Below are 18053 nucleotides of genomic sequence, written 5' to 3'. Positions count from 1 at the left end.
AGGAAATAGGAAATAGGAAACAGGAAACAAGAAACAAGAAACAAGACGATCTAATATCTCACGTCTCATGTCTAACAACTAAAAAAATGAAACATACATATAAAATACACGGAATGACCTGCAACGGCTGCCGAAGCCATGTAGAAGAAACTTTGAATAAAGTTGAAGGCGTTTCAAAAGCATCGGTAAATCTTGAAAAAGCCGAAGCGGTAATTGAAATGGAAAAACATATTCCCTTGGAAGTTTTTCAAAAAGCCTTAAAGGATGATGGAGGGCGCTATACCATAGCTACCACAAAGCACGAAACAGTTTCCGAAGAAAGAGAAATTGTTTCCTCTGAAGACAACAAAACCACTTCCGAAGGAGTAAAAAAAGAAACGTATTCCATCCACGGAATGACCTGCAACGGCTGCCGAAGCCATGTGGAACAAACTTTAAGTGAAATTGAAGGCGTTTCAAAGGCATCGGTAAACCTTGAAAAAGCAGAAGCGGTAATTGAAATGGAAAAACATATTCCATTGAAAGTTTTTGAAAAAGCATTGGAAGACGACGGCGGACGATACACCATCCACGAACCGGGAAGTCCCCTCCCGACCTCCCCAAAGGGGAGGAGTGAAAAAAGCCCCCTTCGGGGGTTGGGGGCTTCGGGTACTTTCTATTGCCCGATGCATTGCGAAGGCGAAAAAACCTACGACAAACCCGGCGATTGCCCCGTTTGCGGAATGGATTTAGTGCCCGAAGCTCTCCCCCTTCGGGGGTTGGGGGGCTACACCTGCCCAATGCATCCCGAAGTAATTCGCGACGAACCGGGTTCTTGCCCCATCTGTGGAATGGATTTGGTGCCAAAAGAGGCCGACGAATCTGCCGAAAACAAATCGTATAAAAAGTTGCTGAAAAAGTTTTGGATTGCGATAATTTTCACAATTCCAATCTTTATAATAGCAATGTCCGAAATGATTCCAAACAATCCGTTGTACGATTGGATGCCAATGAGCACTTGGAATTGGATACAACTCGGCCTTTCAATTCCCGTGGTTTTTTACGCCACTTGGATGTTTTTTGAACGGGCCTATCGCTCCATTAAAACCTGGAATCTCAATATGTTTACCCTTATCGGGATTGGTGCTGGGGTGGCTTGGCTTTTCAGTGTTTTCGGGATGCTATTTCCAGATTTTTTCCCAGACCAATTTAAAACCGAATCGGGCACCGTACACGTTTATATTGAAGCGGCAACGGTAATTCTCACCTTGGTTTTAATGGGACAGGTTTTGGAAGCGCGCGCACACAACCGTACCAATTCCGCAGTAAAGGAATTGCTAAAACTGGCGCCAAACAAAGCCGTGCGAATCGTTGACGGAAAAGAGGAAACCATCGCAATCGATAAAATTGAGGTTGGCGACAAACTCCGCGTAAAACCGGGCGAAAAAATTCCAGTGGACGGAAGTATTTTAGAAGGCGAAAGCTCCGTTGACGAGTCGATGATTACCGGCGAACCCGTGCCCGTTTCAAAAGCCGAGGGGGATAAAGTAAGTTCGGGCACCATCAATGGGCAACAAACTTTTGTAATGAAAGCCGAAAAAGTGGGAAGCGATACTCTGCTTTCCCAAATCATTGAAATGGTTAACAAAGCAAGCCGAAGCCGCGCTCCGATCCAAAAACTGGCCGATAAAATTTCGGGCTGGTTTGTACCGATTGTGGTTTTGGTTTCAATAATCACCTTTATCGTTTGGGCAGTCTTTGGGCCCGAGCCAAGATATGTATATGCCTTGGTAAACGCGATTGCGGTTTTAATAATTGCCTGTCCGTGTGCCTTGGGGCTCGCAACGCCAATGTCCGTTATGGTTGGAGTAGGGAAGGGCGCACAAAGCGGCGTACTGATCAAAAACGCCGAAGCGCTTGAAACGCTAAATAAAATTGACGTTTTAATAATTGATAAAACCGGAACGATTACCGAAGGAAAACCTTCTGTGGAAAAAGTGGGAGCTGCGGAAAATATTTCGGAAGAAGAAGTGCTTCAATATATCGTTTCGCTCAATCAAAACAGCGAACATCCACTGGCAGATGCTACGGTTAAATACGGAAAGGAAAAGAATTCCGAAGTAATCAAAACTATCGATTTCAATTCGGTTACTGGAAAAGGTGTTACGGGAACTATCAACGGCAAAAAGATTGCGCTCGGGAACGAAAAGATGATGCAGGAAGCTGGCGCGGATATTTCCGAGGCACTTCAAAAAGAAATTTCCGAAGAACAGAAAAAAGGCAAAACCGTGCCAATGCTTTCCGTTGATGGAAAAGTGGTTGGCTTCGTTGTGATTGCCGATAAAATAAAGGAAACCAGTAAAAAAGCCATCAACGAACTTCAGAAAAAGGGAATTGAGGTCATTATGCTTACGGGCGATAACCACGACACCGCAAAGGCTGTTGCTTCCGAATTAAATCTCGCCGATTTTAAAGCTGAAATGCTTCCGCAGGACAAATTGGAAGTTGTTGAAAAACTGCACGCCGAAGGTAAAAAAGTGGCTATGGCAGGCGACGGGATAAACGATGCGCCGGCTTTGGCAAAAAGCGATGTGGGCATTGCGATGGGAACGGGAACAGATGTGGCTATAGAAAGTGCCGGAATAACCTTGGTAAAAGGCGATTTGCACGGCATTGTAAAAGCGTTCCATTTAAGTGAAAAAGTGATGCGCAACATTAAGCAAAACCTCTTTTTCGCTTTAATTTATAATGCGCTCGGCGTGCCTATTGCCGCAGGGGTGCTCTTTCCGGTTTTCGGAATATTATTATCGCCGATGATCGCCGCGCTGGCTATGAGTTTCAGCTCGGTTTCAGTAATTACAAACGCATTGCGATTGCGCGGTGCCAAAATTGATTGAAAAATGACATAGGACTTTATGACATAAGACGTAAGATGAATAACAAATTTAAAAAATAGTCCTACGTCCTACGTCTTACCGTCTTAAGTCTTAAAAAAAAATAATGATGACATTACATATAATAATTAAAATGAAAAGCCTCCTATTTATTGCTCTTTTGCTTCCGCTTTGCGTTTTTTCACAGGAAAGAATAACGGGCCACATTACTGAAAATGTCGATAACAAAGAAGTTCCGCTTGGCGGAGCAAACGTGTATTGGCTAAACACCCAAGTGGGAACAGTGACCGATTTTGATGGTAATTTTGAAATTACCTATAAACCGGAATACAAAAAATTGGTCATCAGTTTTGTTGGTTATAAAACCGATACCATTTCGGTGAATTCTCCAAAGCGAATAACACATTCTTTAAAATCTAAGTCTAATTTGGATGAAGTCAATGTAACTGCCCGTCAAAAAGCGAGTTCGCGTTCGTTTCTGCAATCGCAAAATGTAATAAACGTGAGCAGTGGCGAATTGCTGAAAGCCGCCTGTTGTAACTTGGCGGAAAGCTTTGAAACAAACCCTTCCATCGATGTGAATTTTGCCGATGCTATTTCAGGAACCAAACAAATTAAAATGCTTGGATTAACGAGTCCGTATATTTTGATAACTACCGAAAACGTGCCGAGCATTCGCGGGGCTTCGCAGGCGTATGGATTGAGTTTTATTCCGGGAACTTGGGTGGAAAGCATCCAAATAACCAAAGGTGCGGGCAGCGTTACTAACGGCTACGAAAGTATTGCGGGACAAATTAATGCCGAATTGCAAAAACCTACCACGGACGATAAACTTTTCGTAAACGCTTACGGAGCCGGAAATGGCCGATTTGAGTTGAATACACATCTCAACACAAAAGTCACCGAGCGATGGAGCACCGGTTTATATATCCACGGAAACTTGCGCGAAACGGAATTTGACAAAAATGACGATTCCTTCCTGGATGCGCCATTGATGCAGCAAGTGAATGTGATGAATCGCTGGCAATACACAGACACCGAAAATGGCTACGTTGGTTTTTTCAACGTTCGGTTTTTGAACGATGAAAAGCAGACCGGACAGATTGGTTTTGATGAAAAAAAGGATCGAGGCACCACAAATGCTTGGGGTAGCGAAATTAATACCCAACGTTTTGACCTTTCGGGGAAATTTGGTTTTGTGAATCCTGACATTCCTTGGCGTACCGGTGGGTTGCAGCTGGCGTACAGCCATCATGACCAGGAATCCTATTTTGGGTTGAACGATTACAACATTGTCCACAATAGTTTGTATGCCAATTTCACATACAATTCAATAATCAGCGACTCCCGCCACAAAATTAAAACGGGCGTCAGCGCAACTTATGATGGTTACGACGAATTGGTTTTGACGGAAAATTTCAACAGAATTGAAAATTCCGTTGGAGCTTTCTTTGAGTATAATTTTGACAATCTGGGCGATTTAAACTTTAGTGCGGGAATTCGCGCGGATGTTCACAACACATTGGGAACTTTCTTAACGCCGCGCTTCCATTTACGTTATACACCTTGGGACAAATCGGCTTTTCGTGTTTCTGCGGGAAGGGGAAAGCGAAGTGCCAATATTTTTGCTGAAAACCAAAGTCTGTTTGCCACTTCACGCAGCTTGAATATTTACGGGAACGGCGGAAAAATTTACGGACTCGACCCTGAAATTGCTTGGAATTATGGACTTTCGTATATGCAAGGTTTCAATCTCTTCAGCAGAAAGGCGGATGTAACTTTCGATTTTTACAGAACCGATTTTGTAAACCAAATTGTGGTGGACTGGGAAAATCCTTCGGAAATAAACTTTTATAATTTGGAAGGCGAAAGTTATTCCAATAACTATCAAATTGAGTTCAACTACAATCCATTTACCCATTTTGATGTGCGCTTGGCCTATAAATATTACGATGTGGAAACCACTTATATGAGTGGGAAGAAGGAAAATCCGTTAACGCCCAACCATCGTTTTTTTGCGAATGCGTCGTTTCAGACACACCAAACGGCGAAAGGCGGAAACTGGAAATTTGACGCCACCTTCAACTATTTGGGCGAGCAGCGCTTCGCTTCCACCGAAAGTTATTTGAACACCATTGGGCTTTCCCAATTTTCTCCATCGGTTTCTACGCTGAATGCACAGATTACTAAAGTTTTTTCAACTAATTTTGAAATTTACGTGGGTGGGGAAAATATTACGAACGTTACACAGTCCAGCCCAATCGTGGGAAGCGACAACCCATTTGGAACAACTTTTGACACAACTTACGTTTACGGCCCCATTTTTGGAAGCTCTTATTATGCAGGTTTACGATATAGGCTAAACTAAAACCTCCATGTTCTCCGCGCCTTTGCGGGGAAAAAATACCGCAGAGTCGCAGAGACCGCAAAGAATTATTAACAATAGAGAATAACAATAGAGAATAATAATAGAGAATAATAATAGAGAATAATAATAGAGAATAATAATAAAAAATAATTCAAATATGAAAAACGCAATTGTAATTTTAGGAATACTACTAATGGGCGCAACAGGTTTCGCCCAAAACAAAAATGCAAAGGCCACCATTGAGGTGGATGGCGTATGCGGTATGTGCAAAGAGCGCATTGAAAAGGCCTCCATTCAGGCCAAGGGCGTTAAATCGGCAATTTGGGATGTGGATACCCACGAGTTGAAACTCATTTATAACGAAAGGAAAACCGACCTCACGAAAATTCAGCAAAGTATTGCGGATAGTGGCCACGATACCCAGGATATAAAAGCAAAGGATGAGGTTTACGAAAATATAGACCCCTGCTGCAAATACCGAGACCAGCAAGTGATAGACGACCATAAGCACGATTGATTTTTTGCTGCGGAAAAGCTACTGTTAAACTTTAGCTAACGAGAGAATAATTTAACACTGGCTCCTTTTACCTTTATAGTGTTAATTCAAAAAAAGTAATTGTTATGCCACAACAACAGCAAAACAAAAAGCCGCAACCTGCAAAAGCCCAGGCAAAAAAGCAGGATAACAAAAAGGCTTCGCCAACTGCTCCTAAGAAGAAGTAGTCCGCGATTGGTTAATTGAACCAAAAAAACCATCCCGATTTTAAATTTGGATGGTTTTTTATTTCCTTCGGATAGATGGGATTCTTTTTTTATTTTTGAGAATCATACCCCGGCCCTAAAGGGAGTTGAATATCATCTTTAAATGGAATGAAATTTTTATGTCACCTAAATTCTCCCCTTTAGGGGTTGGGGGTAAACTTCAAACCAAAATCAAAATCACAATGAAACAAATATTAGGAATAGGCTCGCGAATAGACCATCCCAAATACGGAAAAGGAGTGGTTACCAATGTTACTGCAAAGATGTACTGGGTAACTTTTATTGAAAACGGTCTGGAAACCATCGCCACCGACGACGATTTCGAAATTATTGAAGCCGCGGAAGACGAGGTTGACACGGTAAGTTTTTACGAAGTAGAAAAGAGCCTGCGCGATATTTTAAAAAAGTGGAACGGCTTTAGCGAGATCGTACCGATAGCCGATAAGTGGAAGGGAGGCAGTATGGTCCTGAAACCGGCCGATCCAAATTTGGCCTCAAAGGAAATACCGATTGATACGTTTTTCCATAAAATCGTGATGTTGCGCGACCGACTTCGGGTAATGGAGCAAAAAATAAACGCCAGCAAAGAATTGGCAGAACAGGATAAAATAGACCTTCAACAATATATAACACGTTGTTACGGTAGCCTCACCACTTTTAATGTGCTTTTCAAAAACAATTCGCAGCAGTTTAAAGGAGAAGGCACCGCGAAATAATATTTTGGCTTATATTAGGAATGAGTATCTTAATTTTAGCATTTTTTTAATGGTTTCAGTTGCTTTTTTTTAAAAAACATTAAAAACTTTATAAGAAAATTCTTTCTTCTGTATAAACTTCAAAATGCCCAAAAACGGCATTATTTGTGAAGTTGGGGGAATTGTTCATAAAGTGTTTGAAATTTTTTCAAAGTTTTTTTCCAAACATATTTTACCAACTTCGGTATGACTCCCCTTCCGAAAACACAAGAAAACCAAGGCTTTGCAAAATTTTAAGCTAAAATTTCCTTGAAATGGGAGATTTTAAAATAACTTTTTGATAAAATTTTCATAATCTACTTTCATTAAAAGTTGGAATTGTAAGATTTTATTGGCACTTTTGGGGTGCTAATTCAAACAAACAAAAAAATGAAAACAAAGTTTAGTGGAATTTTAACACTTTTGTTAGTGTTGATTGTGCAGCTCGCTTTTGCACAGGAAAAAACGATTTCCGGAACGGTGGCCGATGACACAGGCCTACCACTTCCAGGAGTTAACATAATTATAAAGGGTACTAGTACCGGAACGCAGTCTGATTTTGATGGTAACTACACCATTGAGGCTGCCGTGGGACAGACACTCGTTTATAGTTATGTAGGTTTTGAGACCCAAGAGATTGCTGTTGGGGCCTCAAATAAAATTGATGTAACCATGAAAGCCGGTTCTACACTGGACGAGGTAGTGGTAACTGCACTTGGTATCTCCCGTGAGAAACAATCACTGGGGTATTCCACGCAGCAGGTGGAAGGAGAGGATATCTCTACCGTAAAGGGGAACAACTTTACAAATGCCCTTTCTGGTAAGGTTTCTGGTCTTCAAATTAGAAGAAACAACAACTTTGGTGGTTCTACCAACGTGGTTATTAGAGGTAACACCTCTTTAACTGGGGACAACCAAGCATTATTCGTTGTTGACGGTGTGCCAATTAGTAACAGAAATACTAATACTGCGGCCCAATCCCAAGCTTCGGGTAACTATTACGATTACGGTAATGCCGCTGCGGATATTAACCCAGACGATATTGAATCTGTAAACGTACTTAAGGGTGCTGCTGCATCTGCACTTTACGGTTCACGTGCGGCAAACGGGGTAATTATTATAACTACTAAAAAGGGTAAAAAAGCTAAAGGTCTTGGGGTTACTATTAACTCTAACGCTCAAGTAGGTTTTATTGATAAAAGCACATTTGCTGAATATCAAAACCAATACGGACCTGGATATGGTGATGATTATTTTACCTTTGAAGATATCGATGGTGATGGTATAGATGATCAAGTAGGAAATTATCAAGATGATGCTTCCTATGGTCCTGCTTTTGACCCAAATCTTTATATATACCAATGGGACTCATTTGATCCAGCTTCTCCAAATTACTTGAAGAAGACTCCATACGTTGCCGCTAAAAATGGTCCTTTGACCTTTTTTGAAACTCCAATAACGCTTACTAACTCTATCTCTGTATCTAATGGATTGGAAAATGGTTCGTACCGTTTGTCTTATACTAAATTAGATCAAAAAGGATTAATGCCGAATAGTAAATTGGACAGACATAACTTTATTCTTAGTGGAACGTATGATCTTTCTGAAAAAATGACTGTAAGTGGTTTTGCTAATTATATTAGAACAGATGCTTTGGGTCGTAACTCTACTGGTTATAATGATAACGTTGTAGGTAACATGAAACAATGGTGGTCAACAACTACAGATTTAAAAGAGCAAAGAGATCTTTATTTTGCAACAAAGCGAAATGTAACTTGGAACCCTGTTAACTCCTCAATTGGTGCACCCCCACTTTATTGGGATAACCCGTATTGGACACGTTATGAAAATTATCAAAATGATGACAGAAATCGTTTCATAGGTAATTTTGAATTAAACTATGAATTGGCTGACTGGGTAAGCGTAACCGGTAGGGTCTCAACAGATACTTACAGCGAATCTCAAGAAGAGCGCAGAGCTGTTGGTTCTGTGGCAGCAAGATTTGGTGTTACCCGTGGAAACGTTGATTCAGGTTATTTAAGAAGAGATATAACCGCTACTGAAACAAACTACGATTTAATGTTTAACTTTAACACTAATATTTCTGAAAAAATTAGTTTTGCCGGAATATTGGGAAGTAACATTAGAAGAAATGAGTTCAATTCATTATTATCTTCAACTGCTGGAGGTTTAATTGTACCTGGACTTTACTCCCTTCAAAATACAGTATCTGCAAACCCACGCCCAACCGAGCAAGCTCAGAAGATCGGAGTGGACGGCATTTATGCCAGTGCATCATTTGGTTTTGCAAATATCTTATTCTTGGATGGTACTTACCGTGTAGATACCTTCTCAACTTTGCCAGCATCAGATAATTCTGTTGGTTATCCTTCTGTTTCTACCAGTTTTGTATTCAGTAAATTGCTGAATGTAAATGCTATTTCATTTGGTAAATTAAGAGTGAACTATGCAGAAGTAGGGAATGGTGCACCATTTGATAGATTAATAGATACTTATGATATCAACAATGATATTGGAACATCTGTACCTAGCAGAAAAAACAACCCCAATCTAAAAGCGGAGTTAACTAAAAGTTATGAAGCTGGTATTGAAATGCGATTTGCGAACAATCGCTTAGGTTTCGATGTTGCATACTACAAATCCAACTCTATTGACCAAATTGTAGCAGCTCCAGTTTCTTCAGCTACAGGTTATACATCCAAACTTTTGAATGCTGGGGAAATTGAAAACAAAGGTATTGAAGTATCTTTGAACGCAATGCCCATTAAAAATGATAACTTTAGTTGGGGATTAAGTGCAAACTGGTCTCAAAACAAAAGTGAGGTGGTTGCGCTTCCCGAAGGAATTAAAACACTTCAGTTGGGTAGCTTCCAGGGTGGAGTTACCATTAACGCTGTTTTAGGAGAGCCTTACGGTGTTATTTATGGCCAGGATTTTACATATTTGAATGGTCAAAAAGTAGTTGACCCCGAAACTGGGCGATACATACCAACGGCTACCTCTAACAATATAATTGGAGATACAAACCCTGAATGGTTGGCTGGTATTACAAACACGCTAACTTATAAGAATTTATCATTTAGTTTCCTGATTGATATTCAAAAAGGAGGTAGTATCTTCTCATTAGACCAATATTATGGACAGTCAACAGGTGTTTATGCCAACACTGCCTTCCTTAACGATTTAGGAAACCCTGTGAGAAATACAATAGAAAATGGTGGTGGTTACATCAATCCAGGCGTTAATCCCGATGGTTCTGTAAATACTACAAGAACTGATGCGAATGGATTTAGTGGTTTTGGTTATGCAGCTCTTCCTAATTCAGAGTTTGTATATGATGCCAGTTACGTAAAATTGCGTCAAGTATCCCTTACTTATACACTTCCATCTAAATTCTTGGACAATACCTTTATGACTGGCCTTCAGTTCAGTGTTTCAGGTTCTAATCTTTGGATTATTGATAAAAATATGCCATATGCGGATCCAGAATCAGGTTTGAGCTCTGGTAATTTGCAAGGATATAGTACTGGTGCATTGCCAACTACCCAGGATTATGGGTTTAACATTAAAGCACAATTTTAATACATAGAAAAATGAAGAAACTGATTTTAATTTTCACAGCGGCAATTTTGGCCGTGTCTTGTTCAGATAGTCTTGAAGATCTGAATGAAAACATAAAAGACCCTGCAAATGTGAGTGGCGAAAGTTTATTTGCTTCTGCCCAAAAGCAACTTGCTGACCAAGTGGTTACTCCTAACGTGAACTTAAATAACTTAAGGTTATGGACACAACAATTACAGGAGACTACTTATACTGACGAAAGTCGATATAACCAAGTAACTCGTTCTATTCCGGATAATCATTGGAGAGTAATATATCGCGATGTTTTAAAGGATTTGGACCAAGCTTCCATCAATATTGAAGCTACAACTTATCTTACCGATGAGTTAAACGGTAGAAAACCAAACAAACAAGCAATTATTGAAGTTTTAAAGGTTTACGCTTATAGTAATTTGGTGGAAACTTTTGGCAACATACCATATACAGAAGCATTGGATATAAACAATCTTTTGCCGAAGTATGATGATGCTCAAACGGTATATAAAGATTTATTGGTGCGTTTAACCGCTGCAATAAATTCTATGGATACAAGCTTGAACAGCTTTGAAAGTGGTGAGGATCTTATTTATAGAGGAGATGTTTCAAAATGGAAAAAATTTGCGAATTCATTGAAACTGCGTATGGGTCTTACAATTGCTGATTTTAATGCTGGGTTGGCACAATCAACCGTAGAATCTGCATTTCTTAGCGGTGTATTTACAAGCAATGCTGACAATGCCAGCTATGCATATAGAAACGCAGCTCCAAACAACAACCCTATGAACAATAACTTAGTTTTGAGCGGTCGTAATGATTATGTTGCTGGTGCAACACTCGTTAATATGCTGAACAACGTTAATGACCCACGAAGTGCTGCTTATTTTAATGGAAAAGTGGAGTTCAATTATCCTTGGGATCCTACGGATCCTACTAAAGGGAATCCTGTAGCGAGCGTTTCCACATCTGGAAATGTTACAACAATTACTATGACGAAAGAATTGGATAATCTTCCTGCTATAGGAGATGAAATTTATCTTCAAGTTGAGGATGCTGAAAGTATTTTGTTAGGAACTGCATCTAATGTAACTTCTACAACTCTTGAAATAAACAACATTAATACCTCGGTGAACGCTGGTGATGGTATTGGTATATTCTCTTATGTTGGTGGTGTTATTGGAAGCAGATCATCCTACGGTGTCTATACACATGTTTCAGATCGTATTGTTAATGCATCTGAACCTGGAGTTATTATGTCTTATGATGAAGTAGAATTTTTATTGGCGGAAGCTGCTGAAAGAGGATTTAATGTTGGAGGCAATGCTGAAAGTCACTATGTAGCTGGAATTACCGCATCATTCAATTATTGGGGTGTTAGTGATGTTGCTTCATATTTGGCAAACCCTAAAGTTAATTATACTTCTGCTTTAGCTGCAAGTACTTCAAATCCAAAATGGAAAATGGTAATTGGTGAACAAGCATATTTTGGTCTTTACAATCGCACTTTTGCACCATATCTTTCTGTTCGCAGACTTGATTATCCAATTCTGGTAAATCCGGTAAGAGCTCAATCTGGTTTTCCAGTGAGATATACTTATCCTGTTGGTGAACAGACTTTAAATGGAGCAAATTACAATGATGCATCAGATGCATTAGGACCATTAGGTGATGTTCCTGAACAACAGTTGTTCTGGGATAAATTCTATACTTTCGATTTTTAAGAAAATGTATAATTTTTATCAAAATCCCCGGCAGAAATGCTGGGGATTTTTATATCCAATAGTTTACATAATCGCCTATCGTTAAATTTAGGGAGGATTTTTTCAAAAAAAGTCGTCAATTGTAGTCAAATCTTGCAACTCGAAGAATAATTAGAAAGTATTCTTAAATAAATTTATGAAAGTTACTAGTCGCGTAGGAATAATAAATGGAAACGCTAAAAAGTTGTCAACTCTTGAATTATTATACAGTAAGAATAGATGTATTTCTATCATTTAATAAAAACTACATAGAGATTGTTTAGAAAACTAGTAAAAAATAGAAGAGCTTTCATATCGTAGAAAATGGAAGTATAGATAGTTTCGAAAGTGGTTAATAATTATCTATCATCGCTTCCAACTTTAGTTTAATTGATGGAAATTGAAATGAAAAGAAAGGCCTTACAAATATTTCGAAATCCAAAATTGCTTTTTGGATAATAAAACCCATCTAAATTTGTAAATTTAGATGGGCATGGAAAAAGGATTTGAAAAACTTTATGTTTTAAATAAATCAAAAGGTGTCTACATCTTCTTCTAGTGTTTGAGTTGGACAACCATTATTATAATAGACAGTAGCTGTAACATGGATGGGTACGCCACATTGGCCATCAATATTTCCAGGAGATGCTGGTCCATATGTTGTTCCTGAGCTATAACCTGTCAATGGCCCGGATATAAATTTAGCCCCACTTAGTTGCCAATGAATTCGATCTACAACAGAGCTGTCACATCCAGTGAAATCTATATATACGGCACCATGTCCATATGGCCATCCGCCGCAAATCCAGTAACTATCTAATTCAGGAATACAACAACTACTACCACACCCTCCTACTATAATATTCTCTATATCTGAACAATTAAGAATCCCATCAACTCCATTTGCGGAAATTGTTGCTCCATTAAACGTATTGGAAAAGGCCAGAGTAATCGTTGCAGTATTTTGACCAGAAACTATGCTAATTCCCGAATTGGATGGTATACTCCAATAAACTGAGGGATTTGGAATATTGGATTGATAGGTAAACTTGGCATTACTATTTTTGTAAACACCAGAGGTGTTGGTATTAATTGATGCAGGACTTACAATGTCGCAGTTAGTCTGAAATGCAGTTTTTCCTTCAGTTTCAGTGGTATTCTGAACTACTTCTTGGTCTTTATTAACATTAAAATTTTCCGGATCTCTTTCACAAGAAAAACTTAAACAAATAACAAAAACAATTCCAAAATAAAAAATTAATTTTTTCATAATCTAAAATATTTAGTTGTACCTACTCTATTTACGATTTTCGGTTTCTTCGTTGAAAGACATAATAATCAGATTAAATGTAATAAAATTATTATAATATTTTAAATATTTCATAAATTTTAATAAACCTAAAGGTCTAAACAATAGTTATTAAATCCCCGGCAGCGATGTGGGGGATTTTTCTTTTTGAATTTTTTCCCAAGAAATAATTAGCCGTGAAAATCGTTATATTTACTTTACCTCAACACCCAGTATTAGCCTATGAGCCATATTCTCCAGACCGAAGCCTATGCCCCTTGGCTAGCGCCCTATGCCTACGGAATTGTTCTTCTCGGTTTTGCTTTTTTCCTTTTCAGGGTTTTTGAGAATTGGTACGCAGCTAAATTTGATAGGCCGCTCTTTAGGCATTATCTTGTCTATAAGAAACTCCCGGATACCCAATTGACCATCCTTCAAAAGGAATTCAGGTTTTATGACACGCTCTCCGAAAAACATAAAAAACAATTTCAACACAGGGTAGCCCAATTTATCTCGGATAAAAAATTTGTGGGAAGAGGCGAGTTGAGCATAGATGACCGAATGATGGTATTGGTCGCGGCCATCGGCTGCATGTTAAGTTTTGGAAGAAAAAACTATGCCTATTCGCTAATCGATTTTGTGCTTATCTATCCGGGGGAATTTTTCAGCAAGGTCAACAATAATTACCATAAGGGTGAATTCAACCCTCGCGAAAAAGCGTTGGTCTTTTCCTGGAAAGATTTTGAAGAGGGATTTCAAATAGACAATGATAACCGCAACGTGGGAATCCACGAATTTATGCACGCCATGCAGTTGGAGGCAATTAGCGGCAGAGACTTGGATTCCATTCGTTTCACAAAACATTTTCAAAATATTTTGAAGCTTTTGACAAAACAGGAATTAAAGGATAAATTGGACAAAACCAACTTTTTTAGGGCATACGCCTTTACCAATCAATATGAATTTTTGGCAGTGCTCACAGAATACTTTTTGGAGTCCCCCGAAGATTTTAAGGCAATTTTCCCTAAACTCTACGAACACACCAAAAAGCTGTTAAATTTTAATTTTGCAGGGTATTGATTTTTTGTGAAATATGCCGGGCAATTATTTTTGAATGTATCCGGGAATTCTCAATAAACCACTTGTGGGTTTCCATTCCGCCGCAAATAACCCCGGCCAGGTAAAGTCCCTGAATATTTGTTTCCATCGTGTCCGGATTGTATTGTGGAAAATGGTTTTCATCTTCTGAAAGATGAATCCCCAATTTTCTTAAAAAGTCAAAATCTGGTTTATAGCCTGTCAACGCGACCACAAAATCATTCTGAAGTGTTCGGTTGCCTGTCGGAGTTTTGATCGTTACTTCAGTTTCCGTTATCTCGATCACTTCTGAATTAAAATATGCCTTGATACTTCCCTCTTTTATTCGGTTTTCAATATCGGGCTTTACCCAGTATTTTACGCGCGTACCAATTTCAGGCCCGCGAACAACCATAGTTACTTCACCGCCTTTGCGCCATATTTCCAAAGCTGCATCCACTGCCGAATTACTGGCGCCAACCACAATGGCCTTTTGCATCACAAAGGGATGGGCTTCCTTATAATAGTGCGTCACTTTTGGCAAGTCTTCCCCGGGAACGTTCAGCATTTTTGGAATGTCGTAAAATCCTGTACTTACAATTAAATTTGTAGCGCTATAGCTTTTTTTATTAGAAGTGATCTCGAAATGATCACCGACTTTTTCTACTGAAATAATCTTTTCATACAAATGAATATTAAGCTTATTTGAAGTGGCCACACGACGATAATATTCCAGTGCCTCGTTGCGTGAAGGCTTTGGATTATTGCTGATAAAGGGAATGCCGTCAATCTCCAGTTTTTCTGAAGTGGAAAAAAAGCTCATATTCAGCGGATAGTTGTAGAGCGAATTGGTGAGCGTTCCTTTTTCAACCACGATGTAATTAAGATCGTTTTTTTTGCATTCCAAGGCACAGGCAATGCCTATGGGCCCAGCGCCAATTATTAAAACGTCAAATAAATTTTCAGAAGAAACAGTGGGCATTTTGCAGTACTATAGTACAATATTTTTTAAATCTTGAATTGTTTGGGTTGGGTTGCTCGCGCCAAAAACATAACTTCCGGCAACCAAAACATCGGCTCCGGCATCAACGAGCTGTTTGGCGTTTTTATTGGTAACACCGCCGTCAATTTCAATTTTGGTTTTAGCGTTGTTCGCTTCAATTATTTTACGAAGCTGCTTAACTTTTTTGTAGGTATTCTCAATGAAACTTTGTCCGCCAAAACCGGGGTTAACGCTCATCATGCAAACCAAGTCAATATCATTTATGGTGTCTTCTAAAAGTGAAACGTTGGTATGTGGATTAATGGCAACACCTGCTTGCATTCCTTCCGCCTTTATACCTTGCAGGGTACGGTGAAGATGCGTACAGGCTTCGTAATGGACCGTAAGTATGTTTGTTCCCAAATCTGCAAAAGTCTTTAGGTAACGATCGGGATCGATAATCATTAAATGTACGTCCAATGGTTTTTTGGCATGTATGGCTATGCTCTTAATTACAGGCATACCGAAAGAAATATTCGGAACAAAAACGCCGTCCATAACGTCGAGATGAAACCAATCTGCTTCACTGTTGTTTATCATTTCAATATCGCGCTGCAGGTTTGCAAAATCCGCTGCCAGGATGGATGGGGCTATAATTGTGTGGCTCATTTTTTTGAAATTTTATGCAAAGGTAGCTATAAGTTTGGAGTTTATGGGTTTATAAGTTTATGTGTTGAAGCGTTTATAAGTTTATAAGTTTATGGGTTTATAAGTTTATGGGTAAAAGTTTAGGGGTTGATTGCTTATTTGGTATTTGGTGCTTTCTGTTTGGGATTTTAACAAAAAAACCTCCGGTAATCAGCCGGAGGTCATTCATCAATCAAAAAACGAACAGTATTTTTTCAGACTGGCTGAAAAACTGATACTGTAAGTTATCGTTATGGGCCTTATCCCAAATAGGTCATCAATATTTTGCTTCTTGAAGTGTGTTTCAATCTTCTGATTGCCTTTTCTTTAATTTGGCGCACGCGCTCACGGGTAAGATCAAAGGTTTCGCCTATTTCTTCCAACGTCATTGGGTGCTGGTCGCCAAGGCCGAAGTACAAACGGATAACGTCTGCCTCACGGGGTGTAAGGGTTTCCAAGGCACGCTCAATTTCGGTACGGAGCGATTCGTGCAACAAGGCACGGTCTGGGTTTGGGCTTTCGCCACTTCGCAGAACGTCGTATAAGTTGCTGTCCTCTCCTTCCACAAGTGGTGCGTCCATCGATACGTGGCGGCCGGAGTTTTTCATAGACTCTTTTACGTCGTTGATGGTCATGTCCAATTCTTTGGCAATTTCCTCCGCAGAAGGTGGGCGCTCATTGGCTTGCTCCAAATAAGCGTACATTTTGTTGATCTTGTTGATGCTTCCAATTTTATTTAAAGGAAGTCGCACAATACGAGATTGCTCAGCCAAAGCTTGAAGGATAGACTGGCGGATCCACCAAACGGCGTAGGAAATAAATTTGAAACCTCGGGTTTCGTCAAAACGCTGTGCGGCTTTAATAAGGCCAAGGTTTCCTTCGTTGATAAGATCGGGAAGGGTAAGCCCTTGGTTTTGGTATTGCTTTGCCACCGAAACAACGAAACGAAGGTTGGCCTTGGTCAATTTTTCCAAAGCGCGTTGGTCACCCGCTTTTATGCGTTGTGCCAATTCTACTTCTTCGTCTGCGGTGATTAAGTCAACTTTTCCAATTTCCTGAAGGTACTTGTCTAATGAAGCGGTTTCCCTGTTGGTTACCTGCTTTGTAATTTTAAGTTGTCTCATTTAAGAAATGTCCTGTAGATTAAGTTTTAAACTTTTGTAATCTGTTATACGTAACAAATACGGAAAAGGTTACAAAAGTTTTTAAATCTTTCCATATATGCAGTATTTCTAACTATGGAAATTTTCATCTATTGTTCAAGACTGTCTATTTTTTTTGTCGTTATTGAATCCAAGGATTGGTGCTTTCTAATAATAAGACTGTCTATTTCATTTTTGTCGGTTGTTATTATTCGCTTCCCATCTTCGTTGTTGTAGTAGTAATATTTTGTTGTAACGCTAAAAGTTTCATCAATGCTTTCTTTGTTTGATAGGTCTTTTTTGGCTTTGCTTCCAGAACTTATTTGTTTTGTGGATTGTTTCGTTTTTTTGGAATTTGCTAATTCATCTTTTTCTAGATTTTCTTTTGTTGACTCTATTTTTGATAGTGTTTCATCATTATTTTTTACAGTTAATGAGTCTTTTTTGGAAATTTCAGAAGACAGCCCACTGGTTTCTTTTTCAATGGCTGTTTTATTGTTTTTTTCTTCTGAATTGGAATTAGATTGATCATTTAGAAGAATGTTGTTTTGATCGGTATGAAGATTGGTTTGTGAAAAATTTCCATTGGAAAGCAATAGAAACAATCCCAACGAAACAAAGAGGCCTCCACCCACGAGCCAATACAAAAGAGTTCGCTTTCGCCTGCGCGTTTCTTCATCCAAAGAGAGGTTTATTTTTTCCCAAAGGCTTTGGTTGGGAGTTTTCTTTCCGCCGTTCAGTTTTGTTTCAAAAAACGTTCCTATGTCTTTCTTTTGTCCCATT

12 protein-coding genes are annotated in these 18053 nt (G+C 39.2%); 7 read left to right on the top strand and 5 right to left on the bottom strand.

Going from position 1 to position 18053, the window contains the following annotated elements; all coding sequences use genetic code 11:
* Nucleotides 1–86: 86 nt before the first annotated feature.
* From POV26_RS07220 to POV26_RS07195, 6 genes are all read left to right on the top strand, one after another.
* A complete protein-coding gene (locus POV26_RS07220; RefSeq protein ID WP_272855795.1) occupies nt 87–2876 on the top strand; it encodes a heavy metal translocating P-type ATPase in 2790 nt (929 codons plus the stop codon).
* Between the two features lie 130 nt (nt 2877–3006).
* Nucleotides 3007–5241, top strand: coding sequence for a TonB-dependent receptor (locus tag POV26_RS07215; protein WP_272855794.1), 2235 nt, complete (start codon nt 3007–3009; stop codon nt 5239–5241).
* 157 nt (nt 5242–5398) lie between these two features.
* Nucleotides 5399–5758, top strand: a complete 360-nt coding sequence (locus POV26_RS07210) for a heavy-metal-associated domain-containing protein (RefSeq protein WP_272855793.1) — start codon at nt 5399–5401, stop codon at nt 5756–5758.
* A gap of 427 nt (nt 5759–6185) precedes the next feature.
* Entirely contained in the window at nt 6186–6719 is a 534-nt protein-coding gene (locus POV26_RS07205; protein ID WP_272855792.1) for a hypothetical protein, read from the top strand.
* 408 nt (nt 6720–7127) lie between these two features.
* Nucleotides 7128–10340, top strand: a complete 3213-nt coding sequence (locus POV26_RS07200) for a SusC/RagA family TonB-linked outer membrane protein (protein WP_272855791.1) — start codon at nt 7128–7130, stop codon at nt 10338–10340.
* A gap of 11 nt (nt 10341–10351) precedes the next feature.
* Nucleotides 10352–12076 (top strand): SusD/RagB family nutrient-binding outer membrane lipoprotein, encoded by a 1725-nt coding sequence (locus POV26_RS07195; RefSeq protein ID WP_272855790.1) that lies wholly within the window; start codon nt 10352–10354, stop codon nt 12074–12076.
* A 550-nt stretch (nt 12077–12626) separates the two neighbouring features.
* On the opposite strand, the gene POV26_RS07190 is transcribed toward POV26_RS07195, so the two are convergent.
* The gene (locus POV26_RS07190) at nt 12627–13364 is read right to left on the bottom strand and encodes a hypothetical protein (protein WP_272855789.1); all 738 of its coding nucleotides are present in this window, start codon (nt 13362–13364) and stop codon (nt 12627–12629) included.
* Nucleotides 13365–13625: 261 nt separating this feature from the next.
* Between POV26_RS07190 and POV26_RS07185 the strand changes: the two genes are divergently transcribed.
* Nucleotides 13626–14462 (top strand): zinc-dependent peptidase, encoded by an 837-nt coding sequence (locus POV26_RS07185; RefSeq protein WP_272855788.1) that lies wholly within the window; start codon nt 13626–13628, stop codon nt 14460–14462.
* Here POV26_RS07185 and POV26_RS07180 read toward each other — a convergent pair.
* The 4 genes from POV26_RS07180 to POV26_RS07165 form a co-directional block, all read right to left on the bottom strand.
* On the bottom strand, nt 14443–15441 hold the full coding sequence (locus POV26_RS07180; protein ID WP_272855787.1) for a YpdA family putative bacillithiol disulfide reductase: 999 nt from the start codon (nt 15439–15441) through the stop codon (nt 14443–14445). The two genes, POV26_RS07185 and POV26_RS07180, sit on opposite strands and share 20 nt — an antisense overlap.
* 9 nt (nt 15442–15450) lie before the next feature.
* Nucleotides 15451–16110: a ribulose-phosphate 3-epimerase gene (gene rpe / locus POV26_RS07175; protein WP_272855786.1), complete on the bottom strand. Its 660-nt coding sequence runs from the start codon at nt 16108–16110 to the stop codon at nt 15451–15453.
* Between the two features lie 278 nt (nt 16111–16388).
* Nucleotides 16389–17252 carry a sigma-70 family RNA polymerase sigma factor gene (locus POV26_RS07170; protein ID WP_068761200.1) on the bottom strand — a complete coding sequence of 288 codons (864 nt, stop codon included), beginning with the start codon at nt 17250–17252 and terminating at the stop codon, nt 16389–16391.
* Between the two features lie 128 nt (nt 17253–17380).
* Nucleotides 17381–18052: a hypothetical protein gene (locus tag POV26_RS07165; protein WP_272855785.1), complete on the bottom strand. Its 672-nt coding sequence runs from the start codon at nt 18050–18052 to the stop codon at nt 17381–17383.
* Nucleotide 18053: the final 1 nt, after the last annotated feature.

The sequence above is a fragment of the Aequorivita todarodis genome (assembly GCF_028561335.1).
GTDB lineage: Bacteria > Bacteroidota > Bacteroidia > Flavobacteriales > Flavobacteriaceae > Aequorivita > Aequorivita todarodis.
Note: the sequence above shows the minus strand (reverse complement) of the source record. Positions and strands in the feature narration are given on the sequence as shown.

Excerpts from the sequence above, each read along its gene's own strand:
- POV26_RS07220 (WP_272855795.1), top strand. The coding sequence starts at position 87 with ATGAAACATACATATAAAATACACGGAATGACCTGCAACGGCTGCCGA.
- POV26_RS07190 (WP_272855789.1), bottom strand. The coding sequence starts at position 13,364 with ATGAAAAAATTAATTTTTTATTTTGGAATTGTTTTTGTTATTTGTTTA.
- POV26_RS07210 (WP_272855793.1), top strand. The coding sequence starts at position 5,399 with ATGAAAAACGCAATTGTAATTTTAGGAATACTACTAATGGGCGCAACA.
- POV26_RS07195 (WP_272855790.1), top strand. The coding sequence starts at position 10,352 with ATGAAGAAACTGATTTTAATTTTCACAGCGGCAATTTTGGCCGTGTCT.
- rpe (WP_272855786.1), bottom strand. The coding sequence starts at position 16,110 with ATGAGCCACACAATTATAGCCCCATCCATCCTGGCAGCGGATTTTGCA.
- POV26_RS07180 (WP_272855787.1), bottom strand. The coding sequence starts at position 15,441 with ATGCCCACTGTTTCTTCTGAAAATTTATTTGACGTTTTAATAATTGGC.
- POV26_RS07200 (WP_272855791.1), top strand. The coding sequence starts at position 7,128 with ATGAAAACAAAGTTTAGTGGAATTTTAACACTTTTGTTAGTGTTGATT.
- POV26_RS07165 (WP_272855785.1), bottom strand. The coding sequence starts at position 18,052 with ATGGGACAAAAGAAAGACATAGGAACGTTTTTTGAAACAAAACTGAAC.
- POV26_RS07170 (WP_068761200.1), bottom strand. The coding sequence starts at position 17,252 with ATGAGACAACTTAAAATTACAAAGCAGGTAACCAACAGGGAAACCGCT.
- POV26_RS07185 (WP_272855788.1), top strand. The coding sequence starts at position 13,626 with ATGAGCCATATTCTCCAGACCGAAGCCTATGCCCCTTGGCTAGCGCCC.
- POV26_RS07215 (WP_272855794.1), top strand. The coding sequence starts at position 3,007 with ATGAAAAGCCTCCTATTTATTGCTCTTTTGCTTCCGCTTTGCGTTTTT.
- POV26_RS07205 (WP_272855792.1), top strand. The coding sequence starts at position 6,186 with ATGAAACAAATATTAGGAATAGGCTCGCGAATAGACCATCCCAAATAC.